Source organism: Kitasatospora sp. NPDC086009 (assembly GCF_044540385.1).
Lineage (GTDB): Bacteria > Actinomycetota > Actinomycetes > Streptomycetales > Streptomycetaceae > Kitasatospora.
Window position 1 is genome coordinate 531722 of the sequence record NZ_JBITSA010000001.1, and the last position, 12173, is coordinate 543894.

The window sequence follows — 12173 nt, forward strand, 5'->3', positions numbered from 1 at the left end:
GGTTGACGCATGGAGAATCCCGTTGTTCCCAAGACCACACCGATGCGCCTCGACGACCTGATCGACGCGATCAAGAAGGTCCACTCCGACGCGCTGGACCAGCTCTCCGACGCGGTCATCGCCGCCGACGCCCTCGGCGAGCTGGCCGACCACCTCATCGGCCACTTCGTCGACCAGGCCCGCCGCTCCGGCGCGTCCTGGACCGACATCGGCCGCAGCATGGGCGTCAGCAAGCAGGCCGCCCAGAAGCGGTTCGTCCCCAAGGACCCGGGCGCGCCCTCGGACCTCGACCCGAGCCAGGGCTTCAGCCGCTTCACCCCCCGGGCCCGGCACGTCGTGATGGCCTCCCAGGAGGAGGCCCGGACGGCGGGCAACGCCGAGATCGGCACCGTGCACCTGCTGCTCGGCCTGCTGGTGGAGCCGGAGGGCCTGGCGGTCAAGGCGCTGGCCGCCCAGGGCGTCACCCCGGCAGCCGTCCGGGAGGCCTCCACCGCCGCCCTGCCGGCCGCCGTCGAGGAGGTGCCCGGGCTCATCCCCTACGACACCGAGGGCAAGAAGGTGCTGGAGCTGACCTTCCGGGAGGCGCTCAAGCTGGGCCACAACTACGTCGGCACGGAACACATCCTGCTGGCGCTGCTGGAGCAGGCCGACGGCACCGGACCGCTGGCCGACCTCGGCGTGGACAAGGCCGAGGTCGAGAACTTCACCTCGGAGGCCGTCACGGCCCTCATCGCGGCGACCACCGGCTCGCCGGAGTGACCCGCCCGTCGGGGGCTCCGGCCCGCCGGGGCCCCCGACCGCTCAGAAGCCGGAGATGGGCGTGGAGATGATCCGCACCCGCCCGTCGGCAGCCGCCTCCATCGCCGCCCGAAGGCGCAACGAACGGGCCGGACCGAGGAGTTCGAGCGCCTCCTGATCGGTCGCCCAGCGGTGGTCGTCCAGTTCACCGGCCGGGACGGTCACGGGGGTGCCGTCCGGGACGGTGCCGAAGTCGAACAGGAAGTGCTCGGCCGGGTGGTCCAGTTCGTCCGAGGGGTGGGTCCAGGAGATGACGAGGAGCTCACCGGCCGGGCGGACCAGCCCGGTCTCCTCGGTCAGCTCCCGCTCGGCGCACGCGACCGGACCCTCGCCGCGGTCGATCGTGCCGCCCGGGAACTGCCAGTGCTCCCGGTACCCGGCCTTCACGATCAGGATCCGGCCGGACTCGTCCCGCAGCACGCAGCCGGCGGCCGCGTAGATCCGCGGCAGCGACGCCAGCCACTCTTCGCGGGACTTCAAGGGCTCAGCCGACACAGCGGGCCTCCTACGGCGCGGGGATCACTGCGCCCCACTCTGCCACCACTGCCGCTCCCCGCGCCCGGCCGGTCAGGCCTGGCCCAGGAGGTACTCGACCAGGCGGTCGAAGCTGGAGTTGAGGCCCGCCCGCGCCTCGGGACCGCAGTAGAAGTCCGGTGCGTCGGTCTGGTGCAGGACGGCCTCGGTCCGGCCGTCGCCGAGGTCCGTGAGGGTGAGGCTGGAGCGCAGCCCGACGCCCTCCTCCTGGAAGGCCAGCAGCTCTCCGGGCCGGATGTCGGTGATCTCGCCCCGCAGCGGATAGCGCTCCCCGGTCGCGTCGATGACCATGGTGCTGTCGTAGCGCCCGCCGACCTTCGGCTCGATGGTCACGGTGTCCAGCGGGACGTGGGTGCCGACCGGGCCCCAGAAGCGGACGAACCGCTCCGGCTCGGTGTACGCCCGGAAGACGACCGCCGGGGTGGCGGGCAGCTCGCGGGTGATGGTCAGCTCGCCGAGGTTCTCGCTCATGGTGTGTCCTCCGTGGTCGTGGTCGTGGTCGTGGTGCGATGCGGTGCGGGGCTTCCGCGGTGCGGGGCTTCCGCGGTGCGTCGCTTTCACAGGGGTAGACCGGGGCCGGCCGCGGAACTCATCGCTCCACCGGAGACTTTTCCGAACTTCTCCGAGAGACTCCGCCGCCGCCTGCTCCAGGAACCTCGCCGCAGGCCGATGAGCCGGGACCGCCCGCACGGTCTGCCCTGCATGGACACTCACCCGAACAGCCCTCACCACACCCACCGCGAACCCCCCACCCGCCCAACGCTGACCTGCGACGTCGGCGCCCTCACCACCCCCGACCTGGCGGTGGTCGACGCCCTCGCCCGGCTCCGGCTCGCCGCCGGGCGCCACGGTGTGCGGGTGGTACTGCTGAACGCGAGCGGCCCCCTGCGGGAGCTGCTCGCGTTCAGCGGCCTGGCCGGCGCCCTGCCGGTCGCCGGGGCGCTACCCGTCCAGCCGGGGCGGGAGACCGAAGAGCGGGAAGAGCGTGTCGGTGTCCAGGAAGTTGGTGAGACCGGTGATCCGGCCCGCTGACACCTCCAGCACGATCAGCGCCCACGGCTCGTGCCCGCCCGCCGGGCTCGGCCGGTACTGGCCGAACGCCGGACTGCCGTTGGCCTCCACCGGAACGAGCCGCGAACCCCGGCACCCGTGGCCGGGGCCCAGCATCCACTCGCGGATGTCGGCGTGCCCGGTCAGCCACAGCTCGTACGGCGGCATGTTGAGCGTGACGTCCTCGTGCAGCAGCGCGGCCAGCCCGTCCATGTCGTACGCCTCGAAGGCGCTGACGTAGCGGGCCAGCAGCGCGCGGTGGTCGTCGTCCAGCACGGGCGCCGGACGGGCGGCCGAGGCGTCCGCCGCGAGCACCGCCCGGGCCCGCTGGAGCGCGCTGTTGACCGAGGCGACGGTGACCCCGAGCAGCTCGGCGACCTCGGCCGCCTTCCAGCCCAGCACCTCCCGCAGGATCAGCACCGCCCGCTGCCGGGGCGCGAGCCGCTGCAGCACCGACACGAACGCCAGCCGCACGGAGTCGCGCTGGGCGGCCACCTCGGCCGGGTCCCCCGTCTCGGGCAGGATCCGGCCGTCCGGCGCCGGCCCGATCCACGTCACCTCGGGCAGTTGCGCCTCGGTGGCGGTGGCCACGGTGGACGGCCCGGTGAGGTCCATCGGACGGGCCCGGCCGTTGCGGCCGTTCAGCGCGTCCAGGCAGACGTTGGTGGCGATCCGGTACAGCCAGGAGCGCAGCGCGGACCGGCCCTCGAAGCCCCGGTGGCCGCGCCAGGCGCGGACCATCGTCTCCTGCACCGCGTCCTCGGCCTCGAAGACCGAGCCGAGCATGCGGTAGCAGTAGCCGGTCAGCTCCGTCCGGTACCGCTCCAGCTGGAGCTCGACCGGCTCGACCGGCTCGTCCGTCATCAGGTCGGCCATCGCGCGCCCCCGTGTCCTCGCCTCGCCAGAGATCACGGTGAACGTACCGCAGGGCACTGACAACCCGGGCCGCCCCCTTCCGGTCACCCCGCCGTCGGGTACTCCTGGGCCGAGTCGAAGGAGGTGGTCACGATCTGCCAGACCTTCGGGAACTCCGCACCGGACAGACCGGTCGGGTTGATCGAGTAGACCACCTTGCGGCCGAGGTCCTTGGTGGCGAACACCCCGCTGGTGTACCCGGGCCGGGAGCCGGTCTTGCCCCAGACCTGGACGCCGTTGGGCAGGGTGGCGCTCATCAGGCCCTTGCTGAAGCAGGCGTGACCGGCGGTCGGACCGATCTCGCAGTTCTTGTTCCGGTGGTTGGGCACGTCCGGCACGTCGAACAGCTCGGCCTGCTGGGCGGGCGGCAGGAGCCGGCCGCGCAGCAGCGCCGTCATGAAGCGGTCCAGGTCGGCGGCCGAGGAGACCATGCCGCCCTCCGCCCACGGCCAGGGGCTCTGCCCGGTCACGTCCACCCGCTGCCGGACGCCGTCCGGGCCGGTGACGTCCACCCACGCGGGAGCGTGCGGGGCGGGCAGCGCGAGGTCGTCGCGGTCCGGGACGACGGTGTCGCGCAGGCCCAGCGGCCGGGCGATCCTGGTCTGCACCTCGCGGGCGAAGGTCCGGCCGGTGACCTTCTCGACCAGCATCCCGGCGATGAAGGTGTTGATGCCGTTGTACTGCTGCGCGGTGCCCGGCGCGAAGCCCATCGGCTGCGCGACGGCGTCCGCGACCACCTGGGCGGGCGTCCAGGAGTCGGCCTTGTGCGCGGCGAACCAGCTCTCCGTGCCGTCCCCCGAGGTCAGACCGCCGCCGCCCGGCAGCCCGCTGGTGTGGTCGAGCAACTGGCCCACGGTGACCGGCGGGTAGGAGGCCGGCAGCAGCCCCGGCAGGTAATGCTGGACGGTGCCGTCCAGGTCGATCCGCCGCTCGGCGGCGAGCTGGAGCACCACGGTGGCGGTGAAGACCTTGGAGATGCTGCCGATCCGGAAGCGGGCGTCCGCCGACACCCCGGCCCCCGCCGTGCCGGACCACTGGCCGCCCCGGCCGCCGACCCGGACCAGCGCGCCGGTGACGCCCCCGCTCGGCAGGTCGGCGAGCGTCCGCGCCAGTGCCGCGCCGTCCGGCGGCCCGGCCAGACGGACGGCGGCGGCCGAACTCGCGCTGTCCGTCGGACGGTCGGCCGCCAGGGCGGGCGTCGCGATGCCCGCGACGGCGGCCACCAGCAGCGCGCCGGAGACGGCGAGGGTGTTCCAACGGCGGTCGCGTACGGGGGTCTTCATCGGCTTGCGCTCCAAGTGCGGCTCGTCCGGCGGGTGACGCTCTCCCAGCGGGTGGCGGTCCACCCGGGAACGAGTCTTCGGGAGCGCGGCGCACCGGCCATCCGGGACGGGCCCCCAGCTGCCCCGGAGGCGACCCCGAGACGGTTCGGGGACGCTCCCGGGCACACGTCAGGGGGCGGGCGCCGCTTTCGGCGCCCGCCCCCTGACGAAAGGCGTCCCGCTCAGTGCGCGGAGTGCTTCTCCGCGCCGCGGTGGCGGTGGCCCTTGAGTTCGGCGTGCATCGCGGGGGCGGAGTGCATGGCCGTCGTCCCGACGTCCCGGCCGCCGTGCCGGAAGGCCCCGTCGGAGCCGGACCCGGCGGCGGACGGGGCACGGGTGCCGAGCCTCGGGGGGAGCGGCTTCGGGGTCATCGCCATGCCCCGGCGCTCCAGCAGCTCCTGAGTGCCCCGGCGGAGCTTGTCGGTGCCGCTCGGCGTTCGCTTGGTCATCATCGACCTCCCTTCGGCGGTCACCGGCCCACGAGGGGCGTCGACCGGGAGGGCCGCACGGGCGTTATGTCCGGGATTGGGCAGGATTACACATCCGGACGGCCGGCGACGCCCGCGCGAGCCGGTGCCGGCGGGGCGGTGCCGGTACGGGCGGGGCGGGGGCGGTCGGGCTCAGCCCATGACCTCGTGGACGAAGCACCAGCGCCAGTCCTCCCCCGGCTCGTACGAGCGGATGACCGGGTGGGAGCTGTTGTGGAAGTGCGCGGTGGCGTGCTTCCCCGGTGAGAAGTCGCAGCAGCCGATGTGCCCGCAGTCCAGGCAGAGCCGCAGGTGCACCCAGTCCCGGTTGCCCGCGGCCAGGCAGTCGGCGCAGCCGTCGGGCGGTGGCAGGGGCGCGATGTCCTGGGGTGCCGTGGCGAGGTCTTCGCAGGAGCTCATGCACGCAGAGTAGTGACGGCAGCCCCGGGCGGGCGCCCAAGACACGCCCGAGCCGGGCCGCACCCGGCCGTCTCCCGCCCGGCCGTCTGCTGCCCGTCGTCTGCTGCCCGGCCGTGCGGCGGCCACGCCGTGTGACGCGGGCCCGCGTCACACGGCGGGCTCACTCCGCGGGGACCCGCGCCCCCGGGGCCGTCCAGCTCGCCAGCATCGCGAGCTTCTGCGCGGTCGGCGAGCCCGGCGGGGCGGTGTAGGCGACCAGCAGCTGGTCGGGCGAGCCGTTGACGCTCAAGGTCTCGTAGCCGAAGTCGAGTTCGCCGACCAGCGGATGGTGGATCAGCTTGACGCCGTGGGTCTTCTGCTTCACCAGGTGGTCCGCCCAGAGCCGACGGAACTCCTCGCTGCGCACGGAGAGTTCGCCCACCAGTGCGGCCAGCTTGGCGTCCTCGGGGTGCCGGCCGGCGTCCAGCCGCAGATAGGCGACCGTCTCGACCGCCACCGCGTCCCACTGCGGGTAGAACTCCCGCGCCGCCGGATCGAGGAAGGCGTACCGGGCGGCGTTGCGCCGGTCCGGCGGGGTGGCCGAGTAGCCCTGCACCGCGTCACCGAGGGCGTTCCAGGCGAGCACGTCCATCCGGCGGCCGAGGACGAAGGCCGGCACCCCGGCCATCAGGTCCAGCAGCAGCCGGGTGCCTTCGCGGACCGCCCGCCCGCCGCCGGCCGTCGTGGCCGGGCGCGCCGGGCGGGCCAGAGCGCGCAGGTGCGCGGCCTCCACGTCGTCCAGCCGCAACACCCGGGCCACCGCGGCCAGTACCGCGTCGGAGGCGCTGCCGCCCCGGCCCTGCTCCAGCCGGACGTAGTAGTCGACGCTGACCCCGGCGAGCTGCGCGACCTCCTCGCGGCGCAGGCCCTGCACCCGGCGGCGGCCGTGCGAGGGCAGGCCCACCTCCTCGGGCTGGATCCGGGCCCGGCGCGAGCGGAGGAAGTCCCCGACGGTGTTCTCCATGCCCGCAGCGTAGCCGCGGCCGCGCGCCGCGAGGGTGGTACGGCCTTACCCAGGAAAGGCGGTACCAGGAACCGTGGTCCCGGGAAAGGCTGTCCCCGGGCTGCGCTTTCCCAGGACATCGGTGGCCCTGGATGGCCCGCCCGGACCCGCGCAGAGTGGTCCCGTCAGCCCGACCGCAAGGACCACGAAGGCAGGACCTCATGAGCTACGCCGCCCTGGCCACCCGTACCGCCGTCGTCACCGGAGCCGCCAGCGGCATCGGTGAGGCCACCGCCCGCCTGCTCGCCGCGGGCGGCGCCCGGGTCGCCCTGCTGGCCCGCCGCACGGAGCGGCTGGACGCGCTCGCCGCCGAGATCGCCTCGGCCGGCGGCCAGGCGCTCGCCGTCACCACCGACCTCACCGACCAGGCCTCGGTGGACGCCGCCGTCAAGGCCGTCCACGACGCCTACGGCGCGGTCGACCTGGTCGTCAACAACGCGGGCGTGATGCTGCCCAACCCCGTCGCCGACGGCCGGCTCGACGAGTGGACCCGCATGATCGACACCAACCTCACCGGTGTGCTGCGGATCCTGCGCGCCTTCACCGCGGACCTCACCGCGGCCGCCGGCGAGGGCCGCACCGCCGACCTCGTCAACGTCTCCTCCATCGCCTCGCACGTCGTCTTCCCCGACTACGCCGTGTACGGGGCCACCAAGGCCGCCGTCACCCAGCTCTCCGCCGCGCTCCGCACCGAGCTGGGCCCGCGCGATGTCCGGGTCAGCACCGTCGAGCCCGGGCTGACCGACACCGAGCTGGCCGGGCACATCGACAACCCCGCGCTGCGCGAGCAGCTGGGCGGGATGTTCGCCGCGATCCCGGCGATGACCTCCGAGGACATCGCCGACCTGATCGCCTACACCGTCACCCGCCCCCGGCACGTCAACCTCCGCCACCTGGTCGCCCTGCCGACCCGGCAGGCCTGAGCCGTCGGCGGCCCCGCCCGGGTTCCCCCACCGGGCGGCGGGCCGCCGTGGGAGCATGCCAACCGTGGCGATCGTGGCGGGGAGTACGAACAGCGACACCGGTGGTGCCCGGGCGGGCGGCCCGCCCGGGCCCACCGGTACGCCGGGGCCGGACCGTGCCCCGGGGCAGGCCGGGGTCACCGAGCCCGCCGTCCCCGGACCGACCGCTCTCCCCGAGCAGGCCGCCGCGCCCGGCCCGGCCGACGCCCCCCGCCACGCCGGCACCCCCGAACGCCCCGGCGCACCCGGGCAGGCCACCGCGCCCGGCCCCGCCGGTACCGCGTTCCCGCCGGACATACCGGCAGCCCGGCCCGGTACGCCCGGCCCCGCCGCCGCCGGCCGGGTCCGCCAGCCGGTGGCGCTGATCCGGCTGCTCGTCGGCCTCGCCACGATCGCGCTGACCCTGCTGCTCGCCGACTACGCCCGCGCCACCACCAGCGGCATCGCCGCCGACGTCGCCCAGGCCGCCCGGTTGGTGCCCCGCCCGCTGGCCGCGCTGGCGGGCGGGCTCTCCACCGCCGCCCTGCTGCTGGTACCGGTCTGGTCGGCGGTCCGCCGGCTGCTCTCGGCGGTGCCCGACCGCCGGCGCATCCTCCAGCACCTCTCGGACGGACTGCTGGCCGCCGTCCTCGCCTACGGCGCCTGCGTCGCCATGGACCTCGGGCTCGACGAGCTCGCCCCCGCCTCGCTGGTCGCCGCCCTCACCCAGCCGCTGCCCGGCGCCGGCCTCGCCCACACCGAACCGGTCTACGGCTACCTCGCCCCCGTCCTCGCCTTCATGACCGCCTCGGCCGCCCGCGAGCACCGGGTCCCCCGGATCGTCCTGTCGGTCTCCGCCCTCGCCGGACTGGCCGCCGGGTACGCCACGCCGACCGCCCTGCTGCTCGGCCTGCTGCTCGGCTGGACGGCCGCGCACGGCACCCTCTACGCCGTCGGCACCCCCGACCCCCGGCCCCGGCCCGCCCAGCTCCTGCAGAGCCTGCGCGAGGCGGGCCTGCGCCCCGTCGCCGCCCATCCCGCCGGGCCGGACCGCTACCTGGTCCGCCAGGAGGCCGGCCGCCCCGACCTCGACGTCCAGCTGCTCGACCGGCAGGCCGTCACCGCCGCCCTGGTCCAGCGCGCCTGGCGCCGGCTACGGCTGCGCACCGCCCCGCACCCCCGCGCGCTGCGCTCGCTGCGCACCGGGCTGGAGCACGAGGCCCTGGTCTCCTACGCCGCCGTCGCCGCCGGCGTCCGCACCCGCCGGATCGCCGCCACCGCCGGGCTCGGCCGGGACAGCGCCCTGGTCGCGTACGAGTACCTGCCCGGCCGCACCCTGGACCAGCTCGCCACCGACGAGCTGACCGACCAGCTGCTCGCCGACGCCTGGTCCCAGCTCGCCCTGCTCCAGCGGCGGGAGATCTCGCACCGGGCCCTCGTCCCCTCCTCGCTCCTGATCGACCGGGCCGGCGCGGTGCACCTGGTGGACCTCGCGGACGGCGACATCGCGGCGAGCGAGCTGGTGCTGCGCTGCGACATCGCCCAGCTGCTCACCACGCTCGCCCTGCGGGTCGGTGCCGAGCGGTCGGTGCGCAGCGCGGTGGCGGTGCTCGGGCCGGACGCCGTCGGCGCGGCCCTGCCGCTGCTGCAGCCGATCGCCCTGGCCCGCACCACCCGGACCGCGCTCAAGCAGACCGCCCGGGCGCACTGCGCCGCCCTCGCCCCGGCGGCCCCCGGCGCTCCCGGCGCTCCCGGGGCCCCCGGCGCTCCCGGGGCTCCCGGCGCTCCCGGGGCTCCCGGGGCTCCCGGCGCGACCGCCGCCGGCCGGGCGGCCGCGCCCGCGCCGCCCGGCGAGCTGCTGGACGCGATCCGCGCCGAAGTCCTGCGGACCCAGCCGCAGGCACCCGTCCGAGCGGTGAAGGTGGAGCGCCTGCGGCCCCGGACGCTGCTGGCCGTGGGCGGCGGCGTGGTCGCCGGCTGGCTGCTGCTGCCGCAGCTCTTCGCCTCCGAGCAGAACCCGATCGCCGCGCTGGGCGACGCCGACCCGCTCTGGCTGGCCCTCGCCGTCCTGGCCGCGGCCGCCAGTCACTTCACCGCCGCGATGGGCTTCGTCGGCTTCGTCCCCGAGCGGCTGGACTTCCGCAACGCCGTGCTCGCCCAGCTGGCCGGCTCCTTCGTCAAGCTGGTCTCGCCGGGCGGCGTCGGCGGGGTCGCCCTGAACACCCGCTTCCTCCAGCGGGCCGGCATCCCGACCGCCCAGGCGCTGTCCAGCGTCGGCGTCGGCCAGCTCTTCGGCCTGGTGCTGCACCTGCTCCAGCTCGGTGCCTTCGTCTACCTGCTGGACCTGGAGCCCGGTGGCTCCGAGCTGGACGCGCTGCCGGCCGTGGTGAGCGGCCTGGCCGGCGCGGCGGTGCTGCTGGGCGGGGTCTCCGCCGTGCCGCCGGCCCGCCGCTGGCTGGCCGCCCGGCTGCGGCCGCTGACCTCCGAGGTGCTGCCCCGGCTGCTGGAGCTGCTGCGCAGCCCGGGCCGGCTGGCCGTCGGCGTGACCGGGCAGTTGCTGGTCTCGCTCTGTCTGGTCGCCTGCCTGTACTGCTGCGTCCGGGCGGTCGGCCGGGAGCCGGCCTTCGCCTCGGTCGCGGTGGTCTTCCTGATCGGCAACGCGGTCGGCAACGCGGCGCCGACCCCGGGCGGGGCCGGCGCCGTGGACAGCGCGCTGGTGACACTGCTGGAGCACACCGCCTCGATGGAGGAGGGCGGCGCGCTGGCGGCCGTCGCGCTCTACCGCCTGCTCACCCTGGTGCTGCCGGTGCTGCCGGGCTGGGCGGCCTTCGCCTGGCTGCAACGGCGCGGGGCGCTGTAGCCGCCGTAGCGGCGGGGAGCGCCGTAAGCGCCGTAGCGGCGGAGCGCCGTAGCGGCGGAGCGCTGTGGCGGCGGGGCAGTGACGCCGGCGGGGGCGCGGTGCCGCTACTCCCGGTACTCGTCCTCGTCGAGCTCGACGACCCGGCTCTGCTCGGCGACGTCCGCGACCTCGGTGGCCGGATCGGCGCCGAGCGCCCGCCGCTCGGCCAGCTCGTCGTACTCGTCGCCCTCGTCCGCCTCGTCGTCCGGCTCGACCGCCTCGGCGACCTCGTCCAGGTAGTCCTCGTGATTCTGCGGCATGGCGTCCGTCCTTGCTGCTCGGAGGCTCCCACGGGGCCCGTTGGGGTACTGGAAGTATCCGCCGAGGGCCGCCCGGACGCGATGCGCCACCGGGCCTTCGGCGTGTTGTCCGGTCCCGGTCCGCGGCCTGCGGACCGGCCTCCCGCCTGCCCGGCCACCGGCGCGCAAAACGGGTGCCCGGCCGCCGGGGGTACGATCAGTGCCGTACCAGCAGGGCTTACCCTCACCCACCCGGTGGCCCCGAAGCCCTTACGAACGACGGGGAAATCATGTCCGGCTCGCACTACTTCACCGGTGCACCCGAGGTCGCCAGCGAGCGCCGTCCGATCACGGTCAGCCTGCCGGATGTCACCCTGGAACTGACCACCGACGCCGGTGTGTTCTCCCGCAGCCGGCTCGACCCGGGCACCCGGATCCTGCTGGAGCACGCGCCGCCGCCCCGGGTCCGCGGCCCGATCCTGGACGTCGGCTGCGGCTACGGCCCGATCGCGCTGACCTGGGCGACCAGGCGCAAGCGGCTGCCGGTCTGGGCGGTGGACGTGAACACCCGCGCGCTGGAGCTGGTCCGGCTCAACGCGGAGGCGCTCGGCCTGGGCAACGTGCAGGCCGCGCTGCCGGAGGACGTCCCCGAGGACCAGCGGTTCGCGGCGATCTACTCCAACCCGCCGATCCGGGTCGGCAAGGGCGAACTGCGCCGGCTGCTGCACCAGTGGCTCGGCCGGCTCACCCCGGACGGCTCGGCGTTCCTGGTGGTCCAGAAGCACCTGGGCTCGGACTCGCTGCAGAAGTGGCTGCACGACCAGGGCTACCCGACCACCCGCGTGACGTCGGTCAACGGGTTCCGGATTCTGGAAGCGCGGCCCCGCCCGGAGGGCGAGGGCCCCGAGAGTGGACGAGGTACGACGTCGTGAAGCAGCTCCGCGGGACCGAACTGAAGCGCTTGCACCGCCAGTGGCGGCGCAGCAACGAGTTCCGGCTCGCGCTGATCCTGGAGAACCTCCAGTCGCCGTTCAACGTCGGCTCGGTCGTCCGGACCGGTGCCGCGATGGGCGCGGAGAAGCTGTACCTGACCGGCGACACCCCGTCGGTCCGCTCCTCCGGCGCCCAGAAGGCCGCGATGGGCACCGACAAGTACCTCAAGGTGGAGCACTTCCCCACCGTCGCCGAGGCCGTCGCCGCCGCCAAGGCGGACGGCTTCAAGGTGGTCGGCCTGGAGCTGGCGGACGAGGCGGTGCCGATGTTCGCCGCCGAGCTGACCCCGGCCGTGGCCTTCGTGCTGGGCCACGAGGACCGCGGCATCACCCCCGACGCGCTCGCGCTCTGCGACCAGGTGGTGTTCGTCCCGCAGCTCGGCCGCGTCGGCTCGCTCAACGTCTCCGCCGCCGCCACGGTGGCCTGCTACGAGGCGCGCCGCCAGGGGTACGCGCTCAGCGGCACCCCGGACGGCAGCGACCCGGGCGGCCTGGACCTCGACGACGAGTGACCCCGGAGTGATCGCCGGGTGAGCCCGGTGGGGCTCACCCGG

The 12173-nt window shown here is 75.2% G+C and carries 14 protein-coding genes; 6 read left to right on the forward strand and 8 right to left on the reverse strand.

Annotated features, from left to right (window positions below; genetic code table 11):
- Positions 1 to 9 precede the first annotated feature (9 nt).
- Complete coding sequence (locus ACIF6L_RS02545; RefSeq protein ID WP_329488464.1) at positions 10 to 759, forward strand: Clp protease N-terminal domain-containing protein; 750 nt, start codon at positions 10 to 12, stop codon at positions 757 to 759.
- A 42-nt stretch (positions 760 to 801) separates the two neighbouring features.
- Here the strand turns inward: ACIF6L_RS02545 and ACIF6L_RS02550 are convergent, their stop codons facing one another.
- Together ACIF6L_RS02550 and ACIF6L_RS02555 are read right to left on the reverse strand one after the other, a co-directional pair.
- The gene (locus tag ACIF6L_RS02550; RefSeq protein WP_396492458.1) at positions 802 to 1293 is read right to left on the reverse strand and encodes an NUDIX domain-containing protein; all 492 of its coding nucleotides are present in this window, start codon (positions 1291 to 1293) and stop codon (positions 802 to 804) included.
- 72 nt (positions 1294 to 1365) lie between these two features.
- The gene (locus ACIF6L_RS02555) at positions 1366 to 1803 is read right to left on the reverse strand and encodes an SRPBCC domain-containing protein (protein WP_329488467.1); all 438 of its coding nucleotides are present in this window, start codon (positions 1801 to 1803) and stop codon (positions 1366 to 1368) included.
- A 231-nt stretch (positions 1804 to 2034) separates the two neighbouring features.
- Between ACIF6L_RS02555 and ACIF6L_RS02560 the strand changes: the two genes are divergently transcribed.
- Complete coding sequence (locus tag ACIF6L_RS02560; RefSeq protein ID WP_396485913.1) at positions 2035 to 2364, forward strand: STAS domain-containing protein; 330 nt, start codon at positions 2035 to 2037, stop codon at positions 2362 to 2364.
- Here ACIF6L_RS02560 and ACIF6L_RS02565 read toward each other — a convergent pair.
- The 5 genes from ACIF6L_RS02565 to ACIF6L_RS02585 form a co-directional block, all read right to left on the reverse strand.
- The gene (locus ACIF6L_RS02565) at positions 2275 to 3258 is read right to left on the reverse strand and encodes a sigma-70 family RNA polymerase sigma factor (RefSeq protein ID WP_396485914.1); all 984 of its coding nucleotides are present in this window, start codon (positions 3256 to 3258) and stop codon (positions 2275 to 2277) included. The genes ACIF6L_RS02560 and ACIF6L_RS02565 overlap by 90 nt on opposite strands.
- A gap of 83 nt (positions 3259 to 3341) precedes the next feature.
- A complete protein-coding gene (locus ACIF6L_RS02570; RefSeq protein ID WP_396485915.1) occupies positions 3342 to 4580 on the reverse strand; it encodes a serine hydrolase domain-containing protein in 1239 nt (412 codons plus the stop codon).
- Positions 4581 to 4801: 221 nt separating this feature from the next.
- On the reverse strand, positions 4802 to 5068 hold the full coding sequence (locus ACIF6L_RS02575) for a hypothetical protein (RefSeq protein ID WP_329488470.1): 267 nt from the start codon (positions 5066 to 5068) through the stop codon (positions 4802 to 4804).
- A 171-nt stretch (positions 5069 to 5239) separates the two neighbouring features.
- Complete coding sequence (locus ACIF6L_RS02580; protein WP_329488471.1) at positions 5240 to 5506, reverse strand: UBP-type zinc finger domain-containing protein; 267 nt, start codon at positions 5504 to 5506, stop codon at positions 5240 to 5242.
- Positions 5507 to 5666: 160 nt separating this feature from the next.
- Positions 5667 to 6509, reverse strand: coding sequence for a helix-turn-helix transcriptional regulator (locus ACIF6L_RS02585; RefSeq protein WP_396485916.1), 843 nt, complete (start codon positions 6507 to 6509; stop codon positions 5667 to 5669).
- 200 nt (positions 6510 to 6709) lie between these two features.
- Here ACIF6L_RS02585 and ACIF6L_RS02590 point away from each other — a divergent pair, with 200 nt between their 5' ends.
- Positions 6710 to 7471 (forward strand): SDR family oxidoreductase, encoded by a 762-nt coding sequence (locus ACIF6L_RS02590; RefSeq protein ID WP_329488474.1) that lies wholly within the window; start codon positions 6710 to 6712, stop codon positions 7469 to 7471.
- Positions 7472 to 7544: 73 nt separating this feature from the next.
- Positions 7545 to 10349 carry a lysylphosphatidylglycerol synthase domain-containing protein gene (locus tag ACIF6L_RS02595; protein ID WP_396485917.1) on the forward strand — a complete coding sequence of 935 codons (2805 nt, stop codon included), beginning with the start codon at positions 7545 to 7547 and terminating at the stop codon, positions 10347 to 10349.
- A 104-nt stretch (positions 10350 to 10453) separates the two neighbouring features.
- Here ACIF6L_RS02595 and ACIF6L_RS02600 read toward each other — a convergent pair whose 3' ends face one another.
- A complete protein-coding gene (locus tag ACIF6L_RS02600) occupies positions 10454 to 10648 on the reverse strand; it encodes a hypothetical protein (RefSeq protein WP_329488477.1) in 195 nt (64 codons plus the stop codon).
- Positions 10649 to 10917: 269 nt separating this feature from the next.
- Here ACIF6L_RS02600 and ACIF6L_RS02605 point away from each other — a divergent pair, with 269 nt between their 5' ends.
- Together ACIF6L_RS02605 and ACIF6L_RS02610 are read left to right on the forward strand one after the other, a co-directional pair.
- Positions 10918 to 11559: a class I SAM-dependent methyltransferase gene (locus ACIF6L_RS02605; RefSeq protein WP_396485918.1), complete on the forward strand. Its 642-nt coding sequence runs from the start codon at positions 10918 to 10920 to the stop codon at positions 11557 to 11559.
- Complete coding sequence (locus ACIF6L_RS02610) at positions 11556 to 12131, forward strand: TrmH family RNA methyltransferase (RefSeq protein ID WP_329488480.1); 576 nt, start codon at positions 11556 to 11558, stop codon at positions 12129 to 12131. Before ACIF6L_RS02605 ends, ACIF6L_RS02610 begins: the two co-directional genes overlap by 4 nt.
- Positions 12132 to 12173: the final 42 nt, after the last annotated feature.